Raw genomic sequence first — 24,075 nt, forward strand, 5'->3', positions numbered from 1 at the left:
CCCACAGGAGACTTGCGGCGTACACAAGACCAACATCCACAACAGAACCAATGTGGGAGCGAGCTTGCTCGCGATAGCGGTGTGTCAGGCAACAACAATGTCGACTGGCCTGGCCTCATCGCGAGCAGGCTCGCTCCCACAGGAGACTTGCGGCGTACACAAAACCAACATCCACAACAGAACCAATGTGGGAGCGAGCTTGCTCGCGATAGCGGTGTGTCAGGCAACAACAATGTCGACTGGCCTGGCCTCATCGCGAGCAAGCTCGCTCCCACAGGAGACTTGCGGCGTACACAAAACCAACATCCACAACAGAACCAATGTGGGAGCGAGCTTGCTCGCGATGACGGCTTCGCCAACAGCACAAATCCCCCGGCCCGGCCAATGAGGTGGCGATGAAACCAATAGCCATCATCGGCGCCGGCCCCGCCGGCATTCGTGCCGCGCAGACATTGGTCGCCCACGGCCTGTATCCGGTCCTGCTGGACGAAGCCGCCCGCGGTGGCGGGCAGATCTATCGGCGCCAACCGGCCAATTTCAAGCGCTCGCCAGGCAAGCTCTATGGCTTCGAAGCGCACAAGGCCAACGCCATCCACCAGACGCTCGACGCATTGCGCGAACAGCTCGATTACCGTCCCGACACCCTGGTGTGGAACGCCGAGGCCGGCCTGCTCGATACCCTGCATGAAGGCCGCGCCGACCGCCTCGAGTACGCCAGCGTAATCGTCGCAACTGGCGCCACCGACCGGGTCCTGCCCGTACCGGGGTGGACTCTGCCAGGGGTCTACAGCCTGGGGGCTGCGCAGATCGCCCTGAAGTTCCAGGGATGTGCCATCGGCGAACGGGTGGTGTTCGCCGGCAGCGGCCCCTTGCTGTATCTGGTGGCGTATCAATACGCCCGGGCCGGCGCCAACGTGATCGCGGTGCTCGACAGTTCGCCCCTTGGCGCCCAGGTCCGCGCCCTGCCCGGCCTGCTGGCACAACCGGCTACCCTCGCCAAGGGCCTCTACTATCGCGCCTGGCTGACCGCCCATGGCATCGCCGTGCATCAAGGCGCGAGCCTGTCGCGTCTGGATGGCGAACGCCGGGTGCAGTCGCTGAAATGGCGTAACGCCAAGGGCGAACACACCCTCGACTGCGACGCGGTGGCCTTCGCCCACGGCTTGCGCAGTGAAACCCAACTGGCCGACCTGCTGGGCTGCGACTTTACCTGGAACGCCCTCAACCGCGCCTGGCTGCCCCAACGGGACCACGCCGGGCGCAGCAGCGTGCCGGGAATTTACCTGGCCGGTGACGGTGCCGGCATCATGGGTGCCGACGCGGCGGAAATGGCCGGCGAACGGGCGGCCCTGGCCTTGCTCGAGGACCTCGGCTACTCGACCGACCCACAGCGTTGCACGCAGTTGGAACAAGCCCTTGAACGCATCGGCCAGTTCCGCGAAGGCCTGGAGCGTGCGTTTGCCTTTCCTGAAGAGTGGGCCGCCGGCGCTGCCGATGACCTGATGATTTGCCGCTGCGAAGAAGTCAGCGCCGGCGACATCCGCCAGGTGGTGGGCGAAGGCCATTGGGAGATCAATCGGGTCAAGGCCCATTGCCGGGTCGGCATGGGCCGCTGCCAGGGACGCATGTGCGGTGCCGCCGCGGCGGAACTCATTGCCCGCGAAAGTGGCCGCGCCATCTCCAGCATCGGCCGCTTGCGGGCCCAGGCACCGATCAAGCCCGTGCCGTTCGGCCTGGAGGTCGAGCCATGATCGAAGTGGATGCAGTGATCATCGGCGGCGGCATCGTCGGTGCCTCGGCCGCGTTGTTCCTGAGCAAGGCTGGACGCCGGGTGGCGTTGCTGGAGCGCGACTTCTGCGGTTCGCACTCCAGCGGTGTGAACTACGGCGGCGTGCGTCGCCAGGGCCGGCCGCTGTCGCAATTGCCCTTGTCGCAACGGGCCCATGAGATCTGGCGCCAGTTGCCCCAGTTGATCGGCATCGACGGTGAGTACCAGCGCAGCGGTCATCTGAAACTGGCCCGCAGCGCTGAAGATCTGCAAGCGCTGCACGACTACGCCGCCGCCAGCCAAGGCTTTGGCCTGGATCTGCAACTGCTCGATCGCGATGCGCTGCGCGCCCGTTTTCCATGGGTCGGCACTGTTGCGGTCGGGGCGTCGCTGTGCCCGGACGACGGCCATGCCAATCCGCGCCTGGTATCGCCAGCCTTTGCCCAGGCCGCTCGCCGGCATGGCGCGCAAGTCCACGAACAAAGCGCGGTCAGCAACGTTGTGCATGACGGCCAGCGCTTTGTCGTACACACCGCAACGGGCCTGACGTTCCACGCGCCCTGGCTGCTGAACTGCGCCGGTGCCTGGGCCAGCCAGTTCGCCGCGCAGTTCGGCGAAGCGGTGCCGATGCACGCCGGGCACCCGGCGATGCTGGTCACCGAACCCTTGCCCTTGGTCATGGACGCCAGCACTGGCGTCGAGGGCGGCGGCATCTATGCGCGCCAGGTCTCGCGCGGCAATTGCGTGTTGGGCGGCGGCCAAGGTTTTGCCTTGGACGCTGCACGCGCCCGACCCGGCCAGAACGCCGTATTGGAAATCCTGCGCCAGGCCGTCGAGCTCTACCCGTTTTTGGAAGGCGCCCAGGCGATTCGTACCTGGAGCGGCACCGAAGGTTACCTGCCCGATCGCCAGCCGGTGATCGGCCACAGCAGCACCCAGCCCGGTCTGTTGCACGCATTCGGCTTTGCCGGCGCGGGCTTCCAGATCGGCCCGGCGGTGGGCCAGGCGCTCACCGAGATCATCTGCAGCGGGGCTTCGACCACGCCGCTGGATGCGTTTTCCATCACCCGGTTTCACTCCATCTCCGTTGCTTGATAGAGGAAGGTCGCGCCAATGAATAACGTCAAACGCAGTGCACTGTTCGGTTTCTGCTCGCTGGGTTCCGCTTGCCTGGGCGCCCTGCTCCCAGTCACCCAGGCGTTGGCCGAGCCGACGCTTTACCTGGGCATGAACGGCGGCACCATGGAGCGGCTCTACGCCGACAAGGTCCTGCCGGCCTTCGAGAAAGCCAACAACGTCAAAGTGGTCATCGTGCCCGGCACCTCCGCCGACATCCTGGCCAAAGTCCAGGCCAGCAAAGGCAACCCGCAAATGCATGTGATGTTCCTCGATGACGGCATCATGTATCGCGCCATCGCCATGGGCTTGTGCGACAAGCTCGAAGACAGCCCGCCCCTGGCGCAGATACCGGCCAAGGGGCGCATCAAGGATCAGGCCGTGGCCGTCAGCCTCGGGGTGACGGGGCTGGCCTACAACACTCGGCTGTTCAAGGAAAAGGGCTGGAATACGCCCACTTCATGGATGGACCTGGCCGATCCGCGCTTCAAGGACAAAGTGGTGTTCCAATCGATGGCCTCGTCCACGTTCGGCCTGCACGGCTTTTTGATGTTCAACCGGATCCAGGGCGGCAGCGAAACCGACGTCGAGCCGGGCTTCAAGGCCTGGCCGAACACGGTGGGGCGTAACGTGCTGGAGTACATTCCGAGCTCGGCGAAGATATCCGAAATGCTGCAGACCGACGAAGCTGCGCTATTTCCGCTGACGCCAACCCAGGTGACCGCGTTGAAACTCAAGGGCATGCCGGTCGAATATGCCCAGCCGAAGGAAGGCGCCGTGGTCCTCAACGTCGCCGAATGCGCCATCGCGCAAAATACCCAACCGGAACTGGCGCAAAAGCTCGCGGCTTTCCTGCTGACCCCGCAAGCCCAGGCCATCGCCCTGGAAGAAGGCGACCAGATCCCCTCCAACCCCAACACCCCGACCACCGACAAGACCCGCGGCCAGGTGGAGGCGATGAAGCAATACCTGGAAACGGCGATTGCCGTGGATTGGGACCAGGTCAACGAACAACGCCCGGCCTGGAACGCCCGCTGGAACCGCAGCATCGAGCGCTAGAGCGGACTTTGCAGTTATCATGCGGCCATCTCACAATGAATTGAACAGATGACCTGTGGCGAGGGAGCTTGCTCCCGCTGGGTTCTGTAGGAGTTGGCGAAGCCTGCGATCTTTTGATCTTGAACTTTCGCTTGAGACTCAAGTGGCTGGGGAAAGATCGCAGCCTCTTTGCACTCGACAGCTCCTACATAGCTCCTATAACGCCGCCGAGCGGGAGCAAGCTCCCTCGCCACAGGTTTTTCCGCGCTTTTTCTTCTTGATCAACAGCGAACTCCTCCATGCACACCCTCGCCCAACTACGCGCCGGCCAGCTCTCAGGCATTACCCGGCTGGACCTGGCCTGCGGCTTGACGCAATTCCCCCATGAAATCTTCGACCTGGCCGATTCCCTCGAGATTCTCAACCTCAGTGGCAATCAGTTGGACACGCTGCCCGACGACCTGCATCGGCTGACTCACCTGCGCGTGCTGTTCTGTTCGGACAACCGCTTCACAGAACTGCCCGAATGCCTGGGCCGTTGCAGCGCGTTGACCATGGTCGGTTTCAAGGCCAACCGCATCGCGCGCGTCCCGGGCGCCGCGCTGCCGCCCCGGTTGCGCTGGCTGATCCTGACCGACAACTGCGTCAGCCAATTGCCGGATGAACTGGGCCAACGCCCCTCTCTGCAAAAACTGATGCTGGCCGGCAACCATTTGCAGCAGTTGCCGGCGAGCCTGGCCCAGTGTCATCGCCTCGAACTGCTGCGCATCGCCGCCAACCAACTGAGCGAACTGCCGCAATGGCTGCTCACGTTGCCGAGCCTCAGTTGGCTGGCCTACGCCGGTAACCCGCTGGAAGCCCAGGCAGAAGCGGAGGCCCTGAATACCACGACGCCTATCGACTGGTCGCATCTGCAACTGCAGCAACCACTGGGCGAAGGTGCGTCGGGGGTGATTCATCAGGCGCTCTGGCAGGCGCCCGGCCAGGTGACGCGAAAGGTCGCGGTGAAGCTGTACAAAGGCCAAATGACCAGCGATGGCTCGCCGCTGCATGAAATGCATGCCTGTATCACTGCCGGTCGACACCCGAACCTGATTGAGGTGTTGGGCCAGGTGGCCGGGCACCCCGAGCAACAGGCCGGGCTGGTGATGGCGCTGATCGAGCCCAGCTACCGTAACCTCGCCGGGCTGCCGAGCCTCACGTCATGCACCCGTGACGTGTATGCCGATGAACTGCGCCTGAGCGCCCCGGTGGCCTGGCGCATCGCCCATGGCATCGCCTCGGTGGCGGCGCACCTGCACCGCCAGGGCATTACCCACGGGGATCTGTACGGGCACAATATTCTGTGCGACGACCAGGGCAATTGCCTGCTGGGGGATTTTGGCGCGGCGTCGTTCCACGCCACCACGGACAACGTACAGACCCGCGCACTGCAACGCATCGAAGTGCGGGCCTACGGGATCTTGCTGGGGGAATTGCTGGCGCGGATCGAACCGGCGCTCGGTGCGCAGGATCTTGCGTGGCTGCAGGATTTGCAGGCGCGCTGCTGTCAGCCGGATGTGCTGGCGCGGCCGGGGTTCGATGAGATTGAAAGGTTGTTGAGCGAGTTCAAACACATCGACTAGACCAACACCACCTCGTGTGGCGAAGGGATATATCTGTGGGAGCAAGGCTTGCCCGCGATGCGGACACCTCGTTTTCTCAGAGACCGCGTCGTCTTCATCGCGGGCAAGCCTTGCTCCCACAGAGTGAACCGCACCCTGGGATAAATTCCATCGTCACAGGGGTGTACTGCTTAACCCGCCAACCCGACAAACATGTCCTGCACGTCATCGTGGTTGTCGAGGCCTTCGAGGAACGCTTCGACTTCAGCCATCTGCTCGTCGGTCAGGCCACTGACCGGGTTTTTCGGCTGGTAGCCCAGCTTGGCCGACAACACGGTGAAACCCTGCTCCGGCAAGGCCTTTTGTACGGCATCGAGGTCGGCAGGATCGGTGAGGAACAACGTCGCGCCTTCTTCCCCCGGCTCGAAATCCTGGGCACCGGCCTCGATGGCGGCCATTTCCGGATCGGCGTCCGGGCTGTCCGGTGCGGCTTCGATCATGCCGACATGGTTGAAGTCCCACGCCACCGAACCCGAGGCGCCGAGCTGGCCCTTGCGGAACGCGACGCGAATTTCGGCAACGGTGCGGTTGATGTTATCGGTCACGCATTCAACTATCAGCGGCACCTGGTGCGGCGCGAACCCTTCGTAGGTGACGCGGTGGTATTGCACGGTTTCACCAAGCTGGCCAGAACCTTTCTTGATCGCACGCTCCAGGGTCTCGCGGGGCATCGAGGCCTTCTTCGCCTGTTCGACCACCAGTCGCAAATGCGCGTTGGTAGCGGTATCAGCGCCATTGCGCGCGGCAATGGTGATTTCCTTCACCAGTTTGCCGAAGATCTTGCCCTTGGCGTTGGCAGCCGCTTCTTTGTGTTTAACCTTCCACTGTGCGCCCATTACTCACTCTCTTGTCTGACGCGCCGAGACATCTGCCGGCCGGCGCTGTGGCGCAAGTTTATACGGCCTAAACCGGCTGATCGACCAAAAATTCACCCTGCTGGATCGACTTTTTCACAGCGTGTTGTAGGGCATTTCTGAAATAGCGGTTCACCAGCACCGTTTCCCCTCGCGGTTTCGTACCCTCTGCGCCTCTCTCCCCGGCCAGTAGGAGCTGCGATGCGCAACGACACGGAAAGTCCCTTCAGCCTGACGCTCACGCAAAGCGACTTGCAACTGCAAGTCTTGCGGTTCAATGGCCGCGAAGCCCTCAACCAGCCATACCGTTTTGACCTCGAACTGATCGGCCTGGCCCCACCGATAGATCCCGAGCTGCTCTTGGGGCATCCGGCCTTCCTGCGCCTGGTCGGCGAGTCGGGCGTCCATGGGATTGTCCACAACGTCAGCCTGAGTGCCCTGGCGCCGCGGCGCATAGGCTATCGCTTGACGTTGGTCCCCTACCTCCAGCAACTGGAGCAAGGCCCGCGGCGCAGGGTTTTCCATCGGCTCAGCGTGGTGCAGGTGCTGCAACGCCTGCTGGAGGAACACGCGCTACCGGCCGACAGTTACCGTTTCGAACTGCCCCATGGGCAGTATCCGTGTCGCCCGTTTTGCATCCAATACGACGAAAGCGACCTGACCCTCCTGCAACGACTGTGCGAGGAAGAAGGCATTCATTACCACTTCGAACACGCCCCCTTGGGCCATGTCCTGGTGTTCGCCGAAGACCCGAAGAGCTTTCCCGCGCGCGCCGTCGAGCTGCCTCTGCGCCCGAACGACAACCTGCAACCGGCCGTCAAGCACTTGTATTTGCATCACCATCCGATGATGCCTGGTCTGCCCGCCGGGTTCAGCGACCGGGCCTCGTCCGACACCGAAGCCTCGGCGACGAATCAATCCCTTGAACGGGTCGATCACGAAGGCATGCGCGCCAATCCGGCCTTGGCTCACCGTTACCAGGCCGGTCGCCGCCGCCTTGAACGACTGCGCTGTCGGCAACGGGAAATCCATGGCCACAGTACCCAACCGGCCCTGCACGGCGGCGACATCGTGCAGATCTGCGAACACCCGGTTTCCACCTTCAACGATCAATGGCTGATCACCGAGATCCAGCATCGCGGACGGCAGTTTTCGATCCTGGAACCTGACCTGCCCGCCGCACCGTCGGCCCGTGACTACCGCAACCGGTTCACCGCCATTCCCTGGTCCACCGTGTTCAGGCCGGCCCTCAAGCATCCCAAGCCCTGCATCCCCGGCTACCACCTGGCCCACGTACTTGGCCGTGCCGGCCAGCCTGCCAGCCCCGATGAACGTGGCCAGGTAAATGTCAGCCTATGGGCGCCTGACCAGGACGGCATCATGCTGCCCGTGTCGCGGCTGACACTGGATGGCAGCCCCTGCCTGATGGCCGGCAGCGAAGTGCTGGTGAGTTTTCTCGATGGCGACCCTGATCGACCGGTGCTGTGCCCAGGGGCTGTCGATACCGGCGCAGGCCATACCGCCACGCCCCCGAAACCGCCACGCGGCAATCATGATGCGGGGTTGCTGTTGGACTGGCTGCTCAATCCGCCGGACTTCACGCCCTGACTCAATCCTATGACTTCATACCGGCAAAACTGATCTGGCTCATGCAAACCCAGCGAAACGGGCTTAGAGTAAACGGATAACGCCGCGCTAGACGGCGCTCTACCCTGATCGCTGGAGATACCTGCAATGCCCTGGAAAAACTCAGAAAGCCGCTACAGTACCGTCACGGTAACCTTGCATTGGCTGATGCTGGTGCTGCTGGCCGTGGTTTATGCCTGCATCGAGTTCCGGGGGATTTTCCCCAAGGGCAGTGGCGGTCGAACCCTGATCAAGGAAGCGCACTTCATGCTCGGCCTGACGGTGTTCCTGCTGGTCTGGCTACGCCTGTTCGCCCGCAGCATGGGCAAGGCACCGGCGATTTTCCCGGCGTCGCCTGTGTGGCAAACCTTCCTGGCTCGCCTGATGCACTGGGCGCTGTACCTGTTCATGATCGCCATGCCGCTGCTGGGCTGGCTGATCACCAGCGCCGAAGGGCATCAGGTGATGTTCTACGGTTTCGATCTGCCCTTGCTGATCGGACAGGACAAGGATTTTGCCAAGCAACTGGAAGGTTGGCATGTGCTGGGCGGCACCATCGGCTATTGGTTGATTGGCTTGCATGCCCTGGCGGGGCTGTACCACCACTATGTGGTACGGGACAACACGCTGCTGCGGATGATGCCAAAACGCGGTTGATCGCCGTTACTCGAATCCTCGGCGGCCTTGCAAACCGCCGGTGTGGACAAAGATCAAACGGGTGCCAGGGGCAAACCTTCCAGTCTCGACTCGCGCTTTGAGCAACATCAAGGCCTTGCCGGTGTACAACGGCTCCAGTTCGATGGCCGCCGTGGTTTCGATGAATTCGGTGAGTTCGGCATCGACCCGGGCGAAACCGCCACGGCTGCCGTCGAATAATTCATAAAGCGCACTGCAAAGGCCCGCCTCCTCCACGATGCTTTCGACTTGCTGCGCCACGCCGTGGTCCTGGGGCACCGCCAGCACGCCATAGACCGGGCGCTGCCCCGCTTCGGCCAGCACCAGCCCGGCCAGTGACGTTCCCGTGCCGCAAGCCAGCCACCAGCCGTGAAAATCCGCCCATCCCAACGTCGCCAGTTGATCACGGACACTGGCTGCCCAGACCATACAACCTTGCGCACCAGACAACCCCGAACCGCCCTCGGGCACCGGATGCAAATGGGGATAGCGGGCTTGCCAAGGCGCCCAGAAACCCGCCGCGTGTCGCTCTCGGTATCCGCCATACCCCAACCAGTGCAGGTCCATGCCCAACGCTTTCAGATCGCGCACCGTCGGCGTGTCCTGGGGATGACCACGCAACAGCCCCGCCGTGGGAAACCCGAAGCGCTTGCCCGCCGCCGCCAACGCATGCAAATGATTGGAATAGGCCCCACCCAGGCTCATGACCCCCTCGGCACCGGCCTCATGGGCGGCGCGCAAATGATGAATCAGCTTGAACCACTTGTTGCCGCTGATCAGCGGATCGATCCGGTCCAGGCGCAACACCGCCACTTCAACACCGGCACGGGCGAGCCAGTCCAGGTGAAGGGGTTCGAGTCGGGGTTCAGGGTGCCAATCGAGGGCGGGAAGCAGCATGGCGGCAGGCCAGGGAGAAAGATGCCCGGCATCTTAACAGCTGGTCGCGGACTCCCTGACATCGAAAAAACTTGTGGGAGCGAGCCTGCTCGCGATAGCGGTGGGTCAGCCAGCATTTCTGAAACTGACTAACCGCCATCGCGAGCAGGCTCGCTCCCACAGGGGATCCGGGTGTCTAGAGGGCGCTGCGTTACAACTGCGCCGCCAACCGCGAACCCTGGTTGATCGCCCGCTTGGCGTCCAGTTCCGCCGCCACGTCGGCACCGCCGATCAGGTGAACGCTCTGCCCCGCCGCTTCCAGGCCTTCCTGCAATTCACGCAGCGGATCCTGGCCAGCGCAGATCACGATGTTGTCCACGGCCAGCACTTGTGGCTCGCCGGTTTCGCCGATGCGAATGTGCAGGCCGTCGTCGTCGATCTTCAGGTATTCGACGCCGTTGAGCATCTGCACCTGCTTGTTTTTCAGGCCCGTGCGGTGAATCCAGCCAGTGGTCTTGCCCAGGCCGTCACCGACCTTGGACGTCTTGCGTTGCAGCAGGAACACCTGGCGCGCCGGTGCATGGGGTTCGGCCTTGATCCCGACGACGCCGCCACGAGCCTCGAGGTGGGTGTCGATGCCCCACTCCTTCCAGAACGCCTCGCGGTCCTGGCTGGTGGCAACGCCTTGATGAACCAGGAACTCCGACACGTCGAAGCCGATACCGCCGGCACCGATCACCGCGACACTGCGGCCCACCGGCTTGCGCTCCAGGATCACGTCCAGGTAGCTCAACACCTTGGCATGCTCCACCCCGGGAATCGCCGGCACGCGCGGCGCGATGCCCGTGGCGAGGATGATCTCGTCGTAACCGCCGGCCACCAATTGCGCCACATCCACCCGGGTGTCGAGGCACAGCTCGACATGGCTGGTCTGCAACTTACGCTTGAAGTAGCGCAGGGTTTCGAAAAACTCTTCCTTGCCTGGCACGCGCTTGGCAATGTTGAACTGACCACCGATTTCGCTGGCCGAGTCGAACAGCGTCACCTGATGGCCACGCTCGGCCGCCACCGTGGCAGCGGACAACCCGGCCGGGCCGGCACCGACCACGGCGATTTTCTTCACCTGGGTCACCGGCAGGTAGTTCAGCTCGGTTTCATGGCAGGCCCGTGGGTTGACCAGGCAACTGGTGAGCTTGCCACCGAAGGTGTGGTCCAGGCACGCCTGGTTGCAGCCGATGCAGGTGTTGATTTCATCGCTGCGACCGGCAGCAGCCTTGTTGACGAACTCCGGATCGGCCAGGAACGGCCGCGCCATGGAAACCATGTCGGCATCGCCTTCAGCCAGGATCTGCTCGGCCACTTCCGGGGTGTTGATGCGGTTGGTGGTGATCAGCGGGATGCTCACCGAACCACGCAACTTGGCCGTGACCTTACTGAACGCCGCCCGCGGAACTTTGGTGGCGATGGTGGGAATTCGCGCTTCGTGCCAACCGATACCGGTGTTGATAATCGTCGCGCCGGCCTGCTCGATGGCCTTGGCCAACTGGACGATTTCGTCCCAGGTGCTGCCGCCTTCCACCAGATCGAGCATCGACAAGCGAAAGATGATGATGAAATTCGGACCTACCGCCTCGCGCACCCGGCGCACGATTTCCACCGGCAGGCGCATGCGGTTTTCATAGCTGCCGCCCCAGCGATCGGTACGGTGGTTGGTGTGGGCCGCCAGGAACTGGTTAATGAAATAACCTTCCGAACCCATGATCTCGACGCCGTCGTATTCGGCCTTCTGGGCCAGGACCGAGCAGGTGACGAAATCGCTGATCTGCTTCTCGATACCCTCCTCGTCCAGCGCCTTGGGCTTGAATGGGTTGATCGGCGCCTGGATCGCGCTCGGTGCCACCTGCTTGGGGCTGTAGGCATAGCGCCCGGCATGGAGAATCTGCATGCAGATCTTGCCACCGGCCTCGTGTACGGCCCGGGTCACGATCTGGTGCTTGAGCGCTTCTTCTTCGGTGGTCAGCTTGGCCGCGCCGGAGTAAACACCGCCCTCGTCATTCGGCCCGATTCCACCGGTGACCATCAGGCCCACGCCGCCACGGGCGCGCTCGGCAAAATACGCCGCCATGCGTTCGAAACCGCCAGGTTTCTCTTCCAGGCCGGTGTGCATCGAGCCCATCAGGGTACGGTTGCGCAAGGTGGTGAAACCCAGGTCCAGCGGGGCCAGCAGGTGCGGGTAATGAGAGGCGGTCATCGGTAACTCCACAACGGGCGATCACGGAAAAATGCGGAAGCTCTGCGGCTTCCATCAGTCATGCCCACAGCCTAAGAGTCAGGATGCGAGCGCTCAATGACCGTAACTGACAACTTAATGATCCAAATGTGCAGGGCGCCGATCAGCGGGGCGTGACTCTGGACGGGATGGGCCAGTCCTATGAACGCTGGCTCAGGTGCTCAACCCAACAATAACGCTAATCACACGGTCGCCCTTGCATGCATCCCCAACGAAAAATGCTGCACAACGAATTGCACGCCCGCCCGTCGCTGTATTTCGACGAGCCGGCCCACGTCTTCCACCTGGCGTTTCTTGGCGACAATGCCCAGTGCAACGCGTTGCTCGAACGACTGTGCCCTGAAACCGTCGCAGCAGAGGCCGCCCAAGGCATCACCCGCGTTGAAGGACATCCGCTCAAGTGGGAGCGCCACGCCGAGTTCTTCACCCTGACCCTGGTTGTTCCCGCCAGCACCAACGAACTGCACTGGACAACGCTGCCCGAATGCCTTGCCCAGGGTATCGAAGGTCATGCCCAGCACCTCATCAATGCCGTTCAGGTGGTGGTGCGCGCAGAGGCCGGTCTCGACCTGCCCAGCTACGGTTTCAAGGACCCGTGCGGCTCTTGCGTGGGCGGTGGCGATGCGGTGGTCTGGAGCGATTTTCGCCTGACCGAGGACGGCACCAATCGCCTGCTGTTCATCAACCGACGGCTCAACGCTTATCGCCAGGGCCGCATGATCCGGCGCCTGCTGGAAATCGAGACCTATCGCATGATGGCGTCCTTGTCGCTCAATACCGCCAAGGCACTGGACCCGCAACTGAACGAATTCGATCGCACCCTGGTGAGCCTGTCCGACCGCAACGCCAATGCCAGCGGCGTGCATGCCAAGGCCCTGCTGGAAGACATCGCCCTGCTGTCCCGCCAGGTCGTCAGCAGCACGGTCAGGAATCGCCACCGTTTCAGCGCCACCCGTGCCTACGCCCAACTGGTGTTCGAGCGCCTGGGAGAGTTGCGCGAAAGTCACCTGGGCGATTGCCAGCGGCTGGGCGTGTTCATCGAACGGCGTTTCAAGCCCACGGTGCGTTATTGCGCAGCCACCGAACAGCGCCTTGAACAACTGGCCATGAGCGTCGCCAACCTGGGTGACTTGCTGCAAGCCCGCGTACAAGTCGAGATGGAAGACCAGAACGCCGAGATCCTGCGCAGCCTCAATGCCCGCGCCGATGCACAGATAAAAATCCAGCGCGCGGTGGAAGGCCTGTCGATCATTGCCATCACCTACTACCTGATCAACCTGTTCAAACTGGTCTATAGCGGGCTGCACACCTTGGGCGCCAGCCTCTCGGCCCGCGAGGCGCTGCTGGGCATGACGCCGCCGGTGCTGCTGATCATGTTGCTGATTCTGATCCGGATCAGGAAGGCCAAAAGTCACTAGCGCGCCTTGCCAGCACAGAGGGTGTCCCAAGATTCCTGGACACCCTCTGTGCATGCTTACCGTGCGTACAAATCAGCGCTCGCCCTTCGCTAATCCCTTGTTTTACCGTACCCTGCCCCGTAGCTCCTGATGAAAAATCACGAACCTGCACACGGCCGCTGACTGTTCTCCCATGCGCAAATTTCTGTACCTGCTGTTTTCCTTGGCCTTGATTGCCGCCCTGATCACCTACGCACTGTGGACGACGGATCGTCCGGCGGGTCATTACCTGTCAGACCTGCGCATCAGCCTGGCGGTCGACCAGGGCACGCCCGCCGACCGCGGCAACCTGCTGGGCATCCAACCCGAACTGTTCCCCACCGACTACCAGAGCCCCGAGCGCCTGCATCGCAAACTGGCGGCCTATCTGCAGGCGGCTCGCGACCAGGGTTTTCTCAATGCCAAGTCCGTGGTGGTCCTGCCCGAGCACATCGGCACCTGGCTGATGGTCGGCGGCGAAAAAGACGAGTTGTACCAGGCCACCACCCAGAAAGAAGCCATGCACTGGCTGGCGGCCAGTAATCCGCTGGCGTTTCTCCAGGCATTGCTCAGCGCTCGAGGCGATAGCCGACTGGACGATGCCTACCTGCGCATGAAAGCCGAGCGCATGGCCCATGACTATCAAGCGCTGTTCGGTGGGCTGGCCAAGGAGTTCGGCATCACCCTGGTGGCCGGCTCCATCGTGCTGCCCGAGCCCAGTGTCAGCGACGGTGAGCTGAAGATCGGTCGCGGTGCGCTGTACAACAGCAGCCTGGTGTTCGGCAGCGATGGCCGGCCGATCGGCCAGCCACAACGCCAGCGACATCCGGTGTTTGAACAGCGCGATGTGCTTGGGGCTGACCGCCCGACCGCTGTCCAAGTCATCGACACCCCCGCCGGGCGCCTGGGCGTGCTGATCGGCAGCGACAGTTGGTACCCGCTCCACTACCGGCAACTCAACGACCAGGGCGCGCAACTGATTGCGGTGCCCGCCTTCATCACCGGTCGCGATACGTGGGACAAACCCTGGAGCGGTTATAAAGGCCTGTCCACGCCGAGCGAGGTGAGCCTCAAACCGGGTGAAGTGAGCGAAGGCCAAGCCTGGCATCGCCTGACATTGACCGGCCAATTGCCCATCAGCCAGGCCCGGGGCGGCGTCAGCGTGTTCCTGCGGGGCCAGTTCTGGGACAGCGGCAGCGCCGGCCAGAGCTTCATCAGCCACGACGGCCAACACTTCGCCGATGGCAACGCCCGTGGCGCCCGCCTGCTGAACCTGTGGTTGTGAACATGAAACCGCGGCCGATGCGCCTGGGCGACCTTTCAGTGGGCTTCGTCCATAGCCTGGCTGACGCCGTCGCCAGTCATGGGCAAGACCCTCAACCTTTGCTTGAACAGTACGGTCTCGATGCCGCGCGCCTGGCCGAGCCCGGGGCACGATTGTCGATCCCGCGCTACATGCGCCTGGGCCACGCCGCGATTCAACAAACCCAGGACCCGGCCCTGGGCCTGCGCATGGGCCAACTCGGCCGCTTGAGCCAGGCCGGACTGGCGGGTGTTACCGCGGCCCAGGCGCCAACCGTGCGCGAGGCTGCCCGCTGCATGATCCGCTTCGAGCCGCTGTATGGCTCCAACTATCGCGGCCAATCGAGTTTCCATGAAGATGCCCGAGGCGCTTGGCTACGGTTCTATTCCATCAGCCCGTATAACACCTACAACCGCTTCGTCGTGGACTCGATCATTGCCGGCTGGCTTGCGCAACTGTCCAGCGTCGGCGGCATCGCGTTGCGGCCAGAACGTATCGAAATCGAATTCGAGGAGCCGGCATACGCCCAGGCCTACCGCACGCTCGGTGACTGCCCAATCCAGTTTGGCGCCGAACAGAATCAACTGCGCCTGGGCCTGGACAGCCTCGCCCAGCGCAACCCACAGCATTGCCCCAGCACCTGGCACCAGCTGCTTGAGTTGTGTGAACGGGAACTGGAACAACTGACCCGCACCCGCACCCTGCGCGAGCGCATCATCCAACTACTGGGACCGTTGCTCAACGGCGGCCGGGAACCCGACCTGGAAGAAGTGGCGGCGCGCCTGAAGCTGCCGACCTGGACCTTGCGTCGCAAGTTGGCCGAGGAAGGCACGCAGTTTCGCGCCATCCTCAACGACACCCGCCGCGACCTGGCCATGACCTACATACGCGATACCGAACTGGCGTTCGGTGAAATCGCTTATCTATTGGGATTCGCCTCAGCCGAGGCATTTCAACGCGCCTTCAAGCGCTGGAACAAGCAGACGCCCGGAGAGTTTCGCCGTAGTCACAGAGGGGTTTGAGCTTCAAGAACCTGGCTTGGCGCTTACCACTTGTAGCGTGTCGCGATCCTCACAACTCCGTCGCATCTTCAGCGGGTTCCAACGGGTCCAGTTCATACGCCTGGTATTCCAGCAGCTCTTCCTGATAATCATCCATTACGTGTCCTTCCCCTGTCATTGAAACCAATGCCTGATGGCGCTGGCATCAGCATAAAGCTGCTTTATGAACAAAACATGAAGCTAAAGCTTCATGAATTAAACGTAGCACAGGGTCGGAAAATTACCGCGTGAAGTGTGACAGGGCGTTACTCCCTGCCACTGGACCTCAATATGCCGGAAGCGGCTGGATCGGCTCGGTCGGGGCCGGCAACGAGCTGGACGGCGGTGGTGTAACGGTTTCCGTCGTCGGCGCAGACTCGAATGACTCAGGCGCAATCGGCGCGGGCTCGCTCGGCGGTGCGACGGGCTCCGACACCGTGGGAGCGGTTTCGACGGGGGCCGGCGCGGCGTCTTCTACCGGCGCGGCCGGCGCGGGGGCGACAGGCTCCGGTGCAGGTGCTGGAGCAGGCATCGGGGCGGCCGGTTCGACCTTGGTTTCCGGAATGCCGAGTTCAGTTTTCGGTTTCTCGGCGTTATCGACCGCTTTCTTCGCCTCGGGAGGCAGGAACAGCTCCACCAGGGCAAAGAAGCGCTCATAGAACTTGGCCGCCGACACGGTTTCGCTGGCGACCTTGACCATCGAATCATCCGAGGAGCCGATCGGCATCGACACCGAACCCAACACGCCCACGCCCAGGCTGGCGGAGTTGTTGGTTTTCTTCAGGGCATAACGGTCCTGCAAGGCGTTGGCGAACATCGTCGCACGGTGTCCGGCACCGCCGTCCTCGGCACAGACCAGGTTGAAACTGATTTCCATGTGAGTGTCGCCGGTCTGCTGGAAACTCTTGTGACCGCTGACCAGCTTCGGATCGCTGCTGGTGATGATGTAGCCCTGGCTGAGCAACGCCCGACGCCCGGCCTCGCAGGTCGCCGCGTCGTTCACCGCATACGTGCGCGAGAACGTGCCGGAGTCATCGAAGTTCTCGTGCTCGTAAATGGCGGCCTTCTTCGACGAGCAACCGGCTGCGGCGGCCAGCACCAGTGCAAGCCCGACGGTGCGCATGGGAAATGATTTGAACATTGAACATCCTGAGAAAAACGGTCCGGGGCGTATTGTGCAACAGAACGCGACCTGGCAGCGTGGCTAATCTTGTTTCAAGGGGGTTACAAGTTTACTGGGGGTTGTTTGCAGGAAAAAGACGCCAATCGGATAGATCGACGAACACCCGCTTTCCAGGCAACAAGCAGATACAAAAACCTGGCGGTTCGGGCTAATGCTGTTCACTTGAGCGGCTAATGAAGATTTTTTTATTCCGTTTCCAGAAGCGTGGTTAGGTGTGTATATCCATTGCTGCGGTGATGGCCACTGGCGGTTCCGCTCTTACAGCGGGTCACTTTTGGAAGAGCCCGGAAGCCGGCCCAGTCAAAAGTAACCAAAAACGCTTTGTCCCACATCAAAAGCCAAAGCGAGGCGGCCTAACAGCCGACCTGGTTCTTGGTGGAGACCGCGTTCCCCTGGGAGCGAGCCTGAATTTGAGTCGAGAGCGAAAAAATCAACGATAAAAGATCGCAGCCTTTGGCTGAAGCTACCACAGTCCACCTGGAGCAAGCTCCCTTGCTGCAGGCAAGCTGTCCGAAACCCCTGCGCGCACTCTAGAGAACCTGCTAAAAGGCAGCTTCTGTCCCCAGTAGCGAATCGCGTCGATGCCCGCATTTTTATTTTCCCGCTTTAAGCAGCGTTGGCTGGCCTGGTCGTTGATGGCGGCCATAGTGGTCGGGCTGCCGGTGGGCTGTGCAGTGCTGCAGCATAAGGAACGCGAGCTGGTCTTTCGCATCGAGCCGGGGACGGCGAGCTGGTTCAGTGGGCTTCCCAGCGGCGTGCAGGAATTCGATCTCAAGCCCAAGCACTTCAAGGCCGGGGAAAATATCCATGGCTGGTGGTGGCCGGCCGAACGCAAGAATGCGCCGGCCATCCTGTACTTGCACGGTGTGCGTTGGAATTTGACCGGCCAGTTGTTTCGTATACGGCAACTGAGGGCGCTGGGCTATTCGGTACTGGCGATCGATTACCGTGGTTTTGGCAAAAGCCATGGGGGGCTGCCGTCGGAAGCCAGCGTCTATGAAGATGCACGCATCGCCTGGGAGCGCCTCAAGGTACTGCAACCGGACCCGGCCCTGCGGCTGATATACGGTCATTCTCTGGGCGGCGCCGTCGCGGTGGACCTCGCGGCGCAGTTGGGCCAGGAAGCCGCGAAGAATGGCGTTGCCCAGGCCCGAGGCCTGGTGATTGAATCCACATTCACCTCTCTGGGCGATGTCGCCACCGCGATGGCAAATACCTCCCTGCCGGTGCGTTGGTTGTTGTCGCAGAAATTCGACTCCATCGACAAGATCGGCGAGATCAACATGCCGCTGCTCATCGTCCATGGCGCTGCCGACCGCTACGTACCGCCACGCTTCAGCGAGCAACTGTTCAATGCCGCCCATGAGCCCAAGCATTTGTTGCTTGTGCCGGGCGCCACTCATAACAACAGCATGAGCCTGGCGGGCAGGACTTATCGGCAGGCCCTGGATACATTGATCCCGTCGCTGGATGCGCTGGCACCCGTCCGACCAAGGCCGGTTGCCCCCTTCTAAATCGATCAAAATTTGTAGGAAAAAGCATCAATTCACCCCCCAATATTCCCGACAATCTCAGCCAGCCAGACAGTGGATCACAACGCGTTAGGAAATCCCTCGCCCACTAAATACGCTTTTTCCCACTTTGCAGACATCCAGATCCTACGCCCACATCCTGCGCCCCCTCGTCACAGCCCGAACACAGGGGCCCGAGGCTTTCAAACACGACAGTGAAAGCGAATATGTTGGCCAGGCTCGTTACCGGTCTCGGTTACAAATCGTCATATTTGACCCCGCGCCGAGAGCTTCATAACGTTCTTCAGCGCCCCACGATCGGCGCTTGCAAACCACTTTTATTGGCTGAAAGAAGAGGAATCGACTCATGGGCTATATCGCCAGCGTGATGGTTAACGATCTGTCGGAATTGAGTAACGACCGGGACAATCCAGATGTGCTCGCTCCGGAGCAACTGCTGGAAGGCTTGCAACTGAGCCCAGCTGAAAAAGCCGAGCTTGACGCCGAGTAACGAAAGAAAACGGGGGCACGCCGTGCTCCCGTACCAGGAGTGACGACACATGGACGCATCTCCCGCGCCAGAGCGCGAACTGCCCCTGGCTCTGGCAGCACGACAAATCGAAGCCGAGCTGCGGGCCCTGGGCTTGCAAAGCAGGCTGCGTACCCTGGGTAACCGGGTCGTCTCTGTCCAGGCTGAAATCGGTAACCCACAGGGAACAGCCTTGGGATGCGGCAAGGGCTATATCGAGTCGGCTCGCATCGGCGCGCTGTACGAAGCACTGGAGCATTATCTGAGTAACCCAGCCTTCGCCACGGACCTTGACCTACTGACGACCGCCGACTTGAACGGCGTCGCATCCGACAAAGACGACTTGTTGAACACACTGCTGGACCAGCCCGACTGTAGGATCGCCTGCCGCCCCTACACGGCCATCCATGACGGCAGCTCGTTCCCCTATCCCATCGCCTTGACGATGCCGCTTTATGCAAATAATCCGCTGCCAAGCGATACGACCGACTACCGTTCGCTACGGCGCTATTCCAGCAACAGCGGAACCGCCATCGGCGCTACCCATGACGAAGCGGTACTTCACGGCCTCAACGAATGCCTGGAGCGCGACGCGGTCTCGATATTTTTGCTGGATCACTTCTATTACCAGAACGCCACGCCACTGCGAATAGTCCAGCACGTGCCCACCGACGAGGCCCTGGGTCGACTGTGGGCCGACGCCCAGGCCGAAATCGACGCGCAAATCGTGCTGCTGGACATCAGCACGCAGTTTTCAGTCACCACGTGCCTGGCATTCGCCAACACCGTCCATGGGCCGGTCAGCGTTTTCGGCTCGGGTACTTCACTCGACCCGCGTCACGCCGCTTCACGGGCCTTGACCGAACTGATTCAACTGCACCTGAACGCCAGAGAGACACCGCTGCGCGAGCAGCTAGCCAAGGCCGAGCGACACTTGGCGAAATTTGCCCGATTGCAACGCTGCATGCGTTTTGATCCACGTCATCTGCTCGACACCCGGCCGCAAGCAACCATCGCACTTCCGGAATCCGGCGGTGCCTGCCCGTTGGACGTGCAGATCCAGCAGTTGGCCGATAACCTCCATCTACATGGGTACACGGCCGGCAGCTCGACGCTGTATCGTTCCGAGGCGGGCACTACGCTGGTCAATGTCGTGGTGCCCGGACTGGAACGCTTCTACATCGTTTCCAGCGGCAATGTGGTGGTGCCCATGGCGCGCGGACGAGAACGCGCCCTCGCGGGAGCTGCGATCGATGCTTGAACAGACGACGCGGCGGCGTCTGCTGCGGGAAATCGACCTGGAAGAGGCTTTGCAAGCTGAACCTGTGACGCCTGGGTCATGGGAACGCTTCGTCGAGCCTGCGGGCCTCGGCCTCAATCATGTTTTCATCCTGCGCAGCCAGGGACGCGACTGGATCGGCCGCAAGACATTGCAACGGGACGAACGCTCGCGCCTGCGTTCGGACAGTCGACTCGCGCCGTGGATGCTGCTCGGCCCGCTCGGCCAGTTCCACTGGGGCGACGAGGGCCTGGTGCTGGATTACCGGTCCACCCGACGGGCCGACAAAGTGGCCGCGTTCGCGGATGCGTTGGACGACCCCGACAGTGAGATCTACTTTCCTTTTCCCGCCCTTGAGCGCAACGGGAAAGAGTTCGTCTGTCCACCCGAGCACTGGCAGTTCACTGAGGCCCTTGCCAGTGAGCTCGACGAGGGTGAAGCGCACTTTCGGCACCACTGTTGCGCGCTGCTGCGGCCCTGGCTGAAACCCGGTGCAGTGATCCATGACCCGGCCTGCTCCACCGGCACGTTCATTCACCAGCTGGCCCGTGCGCTGCCCGACAGCCGTTGCATCGGCTCGGATCGCTCACCCTCGATGGTAGAGGCTGCTCGCAATCGCTATGGATGTTGGGTGGACTTCCGGCTAGCCGATGCCACCGACGCCGAGCCCCTCATCGCCTGTTGCGATGTACTCGTGCTTCGGTTTCTCAACGCGGAAGTCATGACCCGCTCCGAAGCCGAACACTTGCTACGTCAACAGGTGGCGACACTGGCCCCCGGCGGCAGGCTTATCGTGTTTGGACATACGCCCGTGCTTCCGGCCATGGACTACCTGGCCAGCCGATGCGCACTGACGCTCATCTCCCGACTCGCATCGTGTGGCGTCACCGGACAGCTCTTCCAGTTTTACGTCCTGACGAAGGACCGGCAATGACGCGTCGCGTTGCCACCAGAAAAACAAAAAACGGCACCTTTCGGTGCCGTTCGTTTTCACGCCTGGGGCTTTACTTGCGTGCCGCCTCCCACGACTTCAACAGCTCGGTGTAGCTCACGGTTTCACCTTTAGGCTTCTCGTTCGCCAGTTTCGGCTTCGGTGCGCCCGGTTGGTCGAACCAGTATTGCGCGTCGCGCTCAGGGTTCATCTTAGGTGCGCAGGTAGCTTGGGCCTTGGAGCGTTCCAGGCGAGTCATGATCGCATCCTGGTCCTTGGCCAAGCCATCGAGGGCCTGCTGCGGGGTCTTCTCGCCGCTGGCGGCTTCGGCGATGTGGCTCCACCACAATTGCGCCAGGCGCGGATAGTCCGGCACGTTGGTGCCGGTCGGGGTCCATTGCACGCGGGCCGGGCTGCGGTAGAACTCCACCAGGCCACCGAGTTTCGGCGCCAGGTCGGTCAGGGCCTGGGAATTGATGTCCGACTCACGAATCGGCGTCAAGCCGACGATAGTCTTCTTCAGCGATACGGTCTTGGACGTCACGAACTGCGCGTAGAGCCAGGCGGCGAGTTTCTGTTTCTCCGGCGTGGACTTCATGAATGTCCAGGAACCCACGTCCTGATACCCCAGCTTCATGCCCTCTTCCCAGTACGGACCACGCGGCGACGGCGCCATGCGCCATTTCGGCGTGCCATCGGCGTTCATCACCGGCAGGCCTGGCTTGGTCATGTCGGCGGTGAAAGCGGTGTACCAGAAAATCTGCTGGGCGATGTTGCCCTGGGACGGCACCGGGCCGGATTCGGAGAAGGTCATGCCCGCCGCTTCCGGTGGTGCGTACTTCTTCATCCAGTCCACGTATTTGGTGGTGGCGAACACCGCTGCCGGCCCGTTGGTATCGCCGCCGCGGGTCACGCTGGAGCCAACCGGATGGCAATCTTCGACACGAATGCCCCACTCGTCCACCGGCAAACCGTTGGGCAGGCCCTTGTCGCCGCCGCCTGCCATGGAGAACCAGGCATCGGTGAAGCGCCAGCCCAGGGACGGGTCTTTCTTGCCGTAGTCCATGTGGCCGTAGACGCGCTTGCCGTCGATCTCCTTGACGTCTTCGGAGAAGAACTTGGCGATGTCTTCATAGGCCGACCAGTTCACCGGTACGCCCAGCTCGTAGCCGTATTTCTCCTTGAACTTGGCCTTCAGGTCCGCACGCTCGAACCAGTCGGCGCGGAACCAGTACAAGTTGGCGAATTGCTGGTCGGGCAGTTGATAGATCTTGCCGTCCGGTGCAGTGGTGAAGGAGATGCCGATGAAGTCCTTGATGTCCAGGGTCGGCGAGGTGAAATCCTTGCCTTCGTTGGCCATCAGGTCGGTGATCGATTCGGTCTTGCCGTAGCGAAAGTGCGTACCGATCAGGTCCGAGTCGTTGACCCAGCCGTCATAGATATTCTTGTCCGACTGCATCTGGGTCTGCAGCTTTTCCACCACGTCGCCTTCCTGAAGCAGGTCGTGGGTCAACTGGATCCCGGTGATTTCGGTAAAGGCCTTGGCCAGCACCTTGGACTCGTATTCGTGGGTGGCGATGGTTTCCGACACCACGTTGATCTTCATCCCGCGGAACGGCTGGGCGGCCTTGATGAACCACTTGAGTTCTTCGAGCTGCTGCTCGGCTGTCAGGGTCGACGGCTTGAACTCACTGCCGATCCATTTTTTAGCGGCGTCTTCATAGGCGTCGGCCCAGGCCGCAGCACTCAGCCCGCTGAGTGCCAGCATGGCTGCCAATGAAACGCTATGTCGCAGCTTATTGTTTTTATTGAACATAGAGACCTCCTGTTTGGGTTTAAGAGCCTGATCGGCGAACCTTCGCGACTAGCCCCACCGCATCACTGCCAACAGCCACACCAAGGACAACGCGAACGCTATCCAGATGCTCCAGTCGGTAGCACCGATCACCAGCATATGCAGGTAGGCGCTACCGAGAAGACCGATAAACAACCGATCGCCACGGGTGGTGGCAATCGGCAGGAAACCGCGCCGAGGGATACTCGGCGAACGAAGTTCCCACGTGGTCATGCCTGCCAGCAGCAAGGCGATGACGCCAAAGAATGCCGCCGTGGGGGCGGTCCAGTTCATCCATTCCATCATCGACTCCTCAGACCCGGCCCAGGGCAAAGCCCTTGGCCACGTGGTTGCGAACAAACCAGATCACCAGCATGCCCGGCAGGATGGTCAACACCCCCGCCGCCGCTAGCACGCCCCAGTCGATGCCCGAGGCCGACACGGTGCGGGTCATGACCGCCGCGATCGGCTTGGCATTGACCGAGGTGAGCGTGCGCGCCAGCAGCAGTTCGACCCAGGAAAACATGAAGCAGAAAAACGCCGTGACACCGATGCCCGAGCCGATCAACGGGATGAAGATCTTCACGAAGAACTTGGGGAAACTGTAGCCGTCAATGTAGGCGGTCTCGTCAATTTCTTTCGGCACTCCGGACATGAACCCTTCGAGGATCCACACCGCCAGCGGCACGTTGAACAGACAGTGGGCCAGCGCCACGGCGATGTGGGTGTCGAACAACCCGATGGACGAATACAGCTGGAAGAACGGCAACAGGAACACCGCCGGTGGCGCCATGCGGTTGGTCAGCAACCAGAAGAACAGGTGCTTGTCCCCCAGGAACCGGTAGCGCGAAAACGCATAGGCCGCCGGCAACGCGACGCTCAGGGAAATCACCGTGTTCAGGCTCACGTAGTACAGCGAGTTGAGGTAACCGGTGTACCAGCTCGGGTCGGTGAAGATCACCTTGTAGTTGTGGAAGGTGAAATCGTGCGGCCACAGGGTCAAGCCACCCAGGATCTCGGTGTTGCTCTTGAACGACATGTTCAGCAGCCAGTAGATGGGCACCAGCAGGAACAGGATGTAGATCAGCAGCGGTATCAGCTTTCTCTTGCTCATCGTGCGGG

Annotated in this window: 20 protein-coding genes; 13 read left to right on the top strand and 7 right to left on the bottom strand. The window is 61.9% G+C overall.

The window, feature by feature from the left end:
- The first annotated feature begins 395 nt into the window (after window positions 1-395).
- The 4 genes from LQ215_RS03195 (at window position 396) to LQ215_RS03210 (ending at window position 5,547) form a co-directional block, all read left to right on the top strand.
- Complete coding sequence (locus LQ215_RS03195) at window positions 396-1,751, top strand: NAD(P)/FAD-dependent oxidoreductase (RefSeq protein WP_230147404.1); 1,356 nt, start codon at window positions 396-398, stop codon at window positions 1,749-1,751.
- A complete protein-coding gene (locus LQ215_RS03200) occupies window positions 1,748-2,863 on the top strand; it encodes an NAD(P)/FAD-dependent oxidoreductase (protein ID WP_230147405.1) in 1,116 nt (371 codons plus the stop codon). The genes LQ215_RS03195 and LQ215_RS03200 overlap by 4 nt, the downstream gene beginning before the upstream one ends.
- A gap of 18 nt (window positions 2,864-2,881) precedes the next feature.
- Window positions 2,882-3,943, top strand: a complete 1,062-nt coding sequence (locus LQ215_RS03205) for an ABC transporter substrate-binding protein (RefSeq protein WP_057447748.1) — start codon at window positions 2,882-2,884, stop codon at window positions 3,941-3,943.
- Between the two features lie 278 nt (window positions 3,944-4,221).
- Window positions 4,222-5,547, top strand: a complete 1,326-nt coding sequence (locus tag LQ215_RS03210; RefSeq protein WP_230147406.1) for a leucine-rich repeat-containing protein kinase family protein — start codon at window positions 4,222-4,224, stop codon at window positions 5,545-5,547.
- 170 nt (window positions 5,548-5,717) lie between these two features.
- Here the strand turns inward: LQ215_RS03210 and LQ215_RS03215 are convergent, their stop codons facing one another.
- The gene (locus tag LQ215_RS03215; RefSeq protein WP_003199952.1) at window positions 5,718-6,422 is read right to left on the bottom strand and encodes a YebC/PmpR family DNA-binding transcriptional regulator; all 705 of its coding nucleotides are present in this window, start codon (window positions 6,420-6,422) and stop codon (window positions 5,718-5,720) included.
- A 219-nt stretch (window positions 6,423-6,641) separates the two neighbouring features.
- Here LQ215_RS03215 and LQ215_RS03220 point away from each other — a divergent pair, with 219 nt between their 5' ends.
- Together LQ215_RS03220 and LQ215_RS03225 are read left to right on the top strand one after the other, a co-directional pair.
- On the top strand, window positions 6,642-8,048 hold the full coding sequence (locus LQ215_RS03220) for a type VI secretion system Vgr family protein (protein ID WP_230147407.1): 1,407 nt from the start codon (window positions 6,642-6,644) through the stop codon (window positions 8,046-8,048).
- Window positions 8,049-8,174: 126 nt separating this feature from the next.
- Entirely contained in the window at window positions 8,175-8,723 is a 549-nt protein-coding gene (locus tag LQ215_RS03225) for a cytochrome b (RefSeq protein WP_230147408.1), read from the top strand.
- Window positions 8,724-8,729: 6 nt separating this feature from the next.
- Here the strand turns inward: LQ215_RS03225 and LQ215_RS03230 are convergent, their stop codons facing one another.
- Together LQ215_RS03230 and LQ215_RS03235 are read right to left on the bottom strand one after the other, a co-directional pair.
- On the bottom strand, window positions 8,730-9,638 hold the full coding sequence (locus tag LQ215_RS03230) for a 1-aminocyclopropane-1-carboxylate deaminase/D-cysteine desulfhydrase (protein WP_230147409.1): 909 nt from the start codon (window positions 9,636-9,638) through the stop codon (window positions 8,730-8,732).
- A gap of 190 nt (window positions 9,639-9,828) precedes the next feature.
- Entirely contained in the window at window positions 9,829-11,868 is a 2,040-nt protein-coding gene (locus tag LQ215_RS03235) for an FAD-dependent oxidoreductase (RefSeq protein WP_230147410.1), read from the bottom strand.
- A gap of 239 nt (window positions 11,869-12,107) precedes the next feature.
- Here LQ215_RS03235 and LQ215_RS03240 point away from each other — a divergent pair, with 239 nt between their 5' ends.
- The 3 genes from LQ215_RS03240 (at window position 12,108) to LQ215_RS03250 (ending at window position 15,668) form a co-directional block, all read left to right on the top strand.
- Window positions 12,108-13,325: a DUF3422 domain-containing protein gene (locus LQ215_RS03240; protein ID WP_230147411.1), complete on the top strand. Its 1,218-nt coding sequence runs from the start codon at window positions 12,108-12,110 to the stop codon at window positions 13,323-13,325.
- Window positions 13,326-13,497: 172 nt separating this feature from the next.
- Entirely contained in the window at window positions 13,498-14,628 is a 1,131-nt protein-coding gene (locus LQ215_RS03245) for a carbon-nitrogen hydrolase family protein (protein WP_230147412.1), read from the top strand.
- Window positions 14,629-14,630: 2 nt separating this feature from the next.
- The gene (locus tag LQ215_RS03250; RefSeq protein ID WP_230147413.1) at window positions 14,631-15,668 is read left to right on the top strand and encodes an AraC family transcriptional regulator; all 1,038 of its coding nucleotides are present in this window, start codon (window positions 14,631-14,633) and stop codon (window positions 15,666-15,668) included.
- A 304-nt stretch (window positions 15,669-15,972) separates the two neighbouring features.
- On the opposite strand, the gene LQ215_RS03255 is transcribed toward LQ215_RS03250, so the two are convergent.
- Window positions 15,973-16,827, bottom strand: coding sequence for a DUF2242 domain-containing protein (locus LQ215_RS03255; RefSeq protein ID WP_230147414.1), 855 nt, complete (start codon window positions 16,825-16,827; stop codon window positions 15,973-15,975).
- A 623-nt stretch (window positions 16,828-17,450) separates the two neighbouring features.
- Here LQ215_RS03255 and LQ215_RS03260 point away from each other — a divergent pair.
- The 4 genes from LQ215_RS03260 (at window position 17,451) to LQ215_RS03275 (ending at window position 21,122) form a co-directional block, all read left to right on the top strand.
- Entirely contained in the window at window positions 17,451-18,383 is a 933-nt protein-coding gene (locus LQ215_RS03260; protein ID WP_230147415.1) for an alpha/beta hydrolase, read from the top strand.
- 364 nt (window positions 18,384-18,747) lie between these two features.
- A complete protein-coding gene (locus LQ215_RS03265; protein ID WP_230147416.1) occupies window positions 18,748-18,891 on the top strand; it encodes a hypothetical protein in 144 nt (47 codons plus the stop codon).
- 49 nt (window positions 18,892-18,940) lie between these two features.
- Window positions 18,941-20,170: a YcaO-like family protein gene (locus LQ215_RS03270; RefSeq protein WP_230147417.1), complete on the top strand. Its 1,230-nt coding sequence runs from the start codon at window positions 18,941-18,943 to the stop codon at window positions 20,168-20,170.
- Window positions 20,163-21,122, top strand: coding sequence for a class I SAM-dependent methyltransferase (locus LQ215_RS03275; protein WP_230147418.1), 960 nt, complete (start codon window positions 20,163-20,165; stop codon window positions 21,120-21,122). Before LQ215_RS03270 ends, LQ215_RS03275 begins: the two co-directional genes overlap by 8 nt.
- A gap of 70 nt (window positions 21,123-21,192) precedes the next feature.
- Here LQ215_RS03275 and LQ215_RS03280 read toward each other — a convergent pair whose 3' ends face one another.
- From LQ215_RS03280 to LQ215_RS03290, 3 genes are read right to left on the bottom strand one after another with little or no spacing between them, the layout of a single operon-like run.
- Window positions 21,193-22,935, bottom strand: coding sequence for an ABC transporter substrate-binding protein (locus tag LQ215_RS03280; protein ID WP_053189418.1), 1,743 nt, complete (start codon window positions 22,933-22,935; stop codon window positions 21,193-21,195).
- 48 nt (window positions 22,936-22,983) lie between these two features.
- A complete protein-coding gene (locus LQ215_RS03285) occupies window positions 22,984-23,256 on the bottom strand; it encodes a DUF2160 domain-containing protein (RefSeq protein ID WP_057451631.1) in 273 nt (90 codons plus the stop codon).
- A gap of 10 nt (window positions 23,257-23,266) precedes the next feature.
- Window positions 23,267-24,067, bottom strand: a complete 801-nt coding sequence (locus LQ215_RS03290; protein WP_230147419.1) for a carbohydrate ABC transporter permease — start codon at window positions 24,065-24,067, stop codon at window positions 23,267-23,269.
- Between the last annotated feature and the right edge of the window lie 8 nt (window positions 24,068-24,075).

This window comes from Pseudomonas brassicacearum (assembly GCF_918698105.1).
In the GTDB taxonomy this organism is placed as follows: Bacteria; Pseudomonadota; Gammaproteobacteria; order Pseudomonadales; family Pseudomonadaceae; genus Aquipseudomonas; species Aquipseudomonas brassicacearum_F.